Raw genomic sequence first — 3,289 nt, 5'->3', positions numbered from 1 at the left:
ATATAAAAGAAATATTGCTTATTGGGTGTATTTAGTTCCAATTGGGTGTTATGATATAAATATGAACAATACAGGGGGAACCATTTTGCCAACAACTATAAGTGAAACTAATGATTTAAATACACGAGTACAACAGGATACTCAATTACCTATTAGTTTTAATGATATCATAGGAAATAATCAAGCTATTATTGAAAATAAACTAATTGCAAAAAAAATCGCTTTAACAGACTATCCGATCCTCATTCAAGGTGAAACTGGAACTGGTAAATATTTATTTGCTAAAGCTATCCATAACTTTTCTACTCGAAAAAATAAACCATTTATAACTGTTGATTGTAATGAACAGGATGAAATTTATCTCGAATTTACACTTTTTGGAACAATCGATGAATCTAGCCAAAGCCTTATTGAAAAAGCAAATGGTGGTACATTATATTTTAAAAATATTGGTGAATTACCAAAAAGGCTACAAACTAGACTTATAAATGTTCTGGAACAGAAACAGTTAAGAAAAAGTAGTCATCATGCTAAATCAATTCCTTTGAATATTCGCTTTATCTCTTCCTCCTCAAACTCATTGCATGATGCGATAGATTTCAGGAAAGATCTTTTATACCGCTTAAATGTGTTAACAATAAACTTAACTGAAATAAAGGATATGAAACAAGATATACCGCTTTTTGTTCATCACTTCCTTAATGAGATAAATCAATCAATTAGACTCGATCAGGCTGTTATGGATGTCTTATGTCAATACCATTGGCCAGGAAATTTTCGTGAGATAAAAAACGCAGTGAAATATATGGTTACTGTATGTGACGGTCGTTCCATACAACTCCATGATCTACCACAGTTTTTAAACAAACTTAAACAAGATCATCAACAAAAAAAGAAAAAAACTAATCAAACAGGTCCGTTACAATTAACGATGATGGAAAAACTAGAATATGCATTTATCTTAGAAGAAATTAAGCAACAAAATGAAAAGGGTGAACCAGCAAGTAGAAGGTCAATTTCAGAAAATAGTAAATCGCTCGCAACACCTCTAACAACACAACAAGTGAGACACCGCCTAGATTATCTTGAAAAGAAACAATATATTACAAAAGGAAGAGGACGAGCAGGAACTAGAATTACATTAGAAGGGTTAGACTTCCTACTCTCTCTTAAAGAAAAAATCAAATAATAAAAATGTATTACTCATTCTCGATTCAATAAAAAATCATATATTTTGAAAGGAGCTTTTCATGGCAAACACACATACATTTTCAAAAGGTGAAGAAATTGCCAATTCGATTACTCACGGAATTGGCGGAATATTAAGCATTGCAGCACTTGTTTTATTGGTTGTTTACTCCTCATTATATGGAACAGCATGGCACATCGTAAGCTTTACTGTTTTTGGGGTAACAATGCTACTCCTATATACTGCTTCTACTCTCGTCCATAGTTTTCCGGCTGGAAAAGCAAAGGATTTCTTTGAAATTCTCGATCATTCGGCGATTTACTTTTTTATTGCTGGAACCTATACACCTTTCTTATTTATTGCTGTTAAAGGCTGGGTCGGTTGGACGTTATTTGGAATTGTTTGGGGATTAGCAATAGCTGGAACGATATTTAAATCTTTTTTTGTTAAGAAATATTTATTCTTTTCAACAATAATGTATGTCATTATGGGATGGTTAATCGTATTTGCTTGGAACCATATCATTTCAAACGTCCCTACACCTGGTGTGATTTTACTCGTTATTGGAGGCTTACTTTATACAATCGGAGCAGTATTTTATGTATGGAGAGGTTTTAAATATCATCACGCAATTTGGCATCTATTTGTATTAGCAGGCAGTATATTTCATTTCTTTTCTGTTTTCTTTTATTTACTTCCTTAAATCCAAAATATGTAAAAGGCGTTCTCCACTTTAAACTGTGAGAACGCCCCTTTTATTTAACTACTTATTTTTTCGCTCATAAACGACAAATTCAAAATGGTAAGGATTTTTATCATCTGTCTCTCCTACCTCACGCGATATAACTTCCCAGTCTTCATCATCCGTTTCTGGAAAATATGTATCCCCCTCAAATTCATGATAAATATGTGTTATATACAAGCGATCAGAATGAGGCAAAATTTCTTTAAAAATCTCTGAACCACCAATAACAAAAATCTCTTCATCAGATTGCTTAGATAGTTCAAGCAATTCATCCATTGAATGGATAATCAGGCAATCGTTACGAGAAAATTGTTTATCTCTCGTTAAAATGATATTTTCTCTACCTGGTAAAGGTCTACCGATTGAATCAAATGTTTTACGGCCCATGACGATTTTATGATTCATCGTCATTCGTTTAAAATAGGCTAGGTCCTTTGGTAAATGCCAAGGTAGCTGATTTTCCCTCCCAATTAAGCGATTCGCATCCATTGCTAGTAATAATGATATCACACGCTTACAACTCCTTTAATATGAGGGTGTGGGTGATAATTCTCGATAGAAAAATCGTCAAACGTAAAATCAAAGATCGATTTAACATCCTTATTTATTTTTAACACTGGTAATGGACGAGGTTCCCTTTGCAATTGTTCTTTCACTTGCTCTAAATGATTAAGGTAAATATGGACATCACCAAAAGTATGAACAAATTCACCTACTTCAAGATCTGTAACTTGAGCAACCATATAAACTAATAATGCATAGGAAGCAATATTAAAAGGCACACCTAAAAAGACATCTGCAGAACGTTGATATAGTTGACAAGATAATTTACCTTCAGCTACATAAAATTGGAAAAAACAATGACACGGCGGTAATGCCATATCGTCAACATCTGCAACATTCCAAGCAGAAACAATTAATCTTCTTGAATCTGGGTTATTTTTTATTTGGTGAATAACATTAGAGATTTGATCAATTGAAGATCCATCATGAGCTGGCCATGATCGCCATTGATGACCATATACTGGCCCTAATTCACCATTTTCATCAGCCCATTCATTCCAGATTCTTACTCCGTTCTCTTGAAGATATTTTATATTTGTATCACCTTTCAAAAACCAAAGCAATTCATGAATGATTGACTTAGTATGAAGTTTCTTTGTCGTCATTAAAGGAAAGCCTTCTTGCAAATTAAATCTCATTTGATAACCAAATGTGCTAATCGTACCTGTCCCTGTTCGATCTTCTTTTTTAACACCATTTTCTAAAACATGTTTACATAAATCTAAATATTGCTTCATATTTTTTCTATCCCCTAACTAAAAATACTTTTTATATTTTACCATGTTTGCTTA

Annotated in this window: 4 protein-coding genes; 2 read left to right on the top strand and 2 right to left on the bottom strand. The window is 32.9% G+C overall.

The window, feature by feature from the left end:
* Both HU235_RS23025 and trhA read left to right on the top strand, forming a co-directional pair.
* Positions 1 to 1,189 (top strand): sigma 54-interacting transcriptional regulator (locus tag HU235_RS23025; RefSeq protein ID WP_325100955.1); only part of this gene is annotated, 1,189 nt, incomplete at its 5' end.
* A gap of 61 nt (positions 1,190 to 1,250) precedes the next feature.
* The gene (gene trhA / locus HU235_RS23020) at positions 1,251 to 1,892 is read left to right on the top strand and encodes a PAQR family membrane homeostasis protein TrhA (protein WP_095301287.1); all 642 of its coding nucleotides are present in this window, start codon (positions 1,251 to 1,253) and stop codon (positions 1,890 to 1,892) included.
* 60 nt (positions 1,893 to 1,952) lie between these two features.
* Here the strand turns inward: trhA and folA are convergent, their stop codons facing one another.
* Together folA and HU235_RS23010 are read right to left on the bottom strand one after the other, a co-directional pair.
* Positions 1,953 to 2,444: a type 3 dihydrofolate reductase gene (folA, locus tag HU235_RS23015; RefSeq protein WP_095301288.1), complete on the bottom strand. Its 492-nt coding sequence runs from the start codon at positions 2,442 to 2,444 to the stop codon at positions 1,953 to 1,955.
* Positions 2,441 to 3,235 (bottom strand): thymidylate synthase, encoded by a 795-nt coding sequence (locus HU235_RS23010; RefSeq protein ID WP_174881725.1) that lies wholly within the window; start codon positions 3,233 to 3,235, stop codon positions 2,441 to 2,443. The genes folA and HU235_RS23010 overlap by 4 nt, the downstream gene beginning before the upstream one ends.
* Positions 3,236 to 3,289: the final 54 nt, after the last annotated feature.

The organism is Metabacillus niabensis, from assembly GCF_902829255.1.
Taxonomy (GTDB): Bacteria; Bacillota; Bacilli; order Bacillales; family Bacillaceae; genus Metabacillus; species Metabacillus niabensis.
Note: the sequence above shows the minus strand (reverse complement) of the source record. Positions and strands in the feature narration are given on the sequence as shown.

Bases quoted from the DNA above. Each gene is read 5' to 3' on its own strand.
- trhA (WP_095301287.1), top strand. From the start codon at position 1,251: ATGGCAAACACACATACATTTTCAAAAGGTGAAGAAATTGCCAATTCG.
- HU235_RS23010 (WP_174881725.1), bottom strand. From the start codon at position 3,235: ATGAAGCAATATTTAGATTTATGTAAACATGTTTTAGAAAATGGTGTT.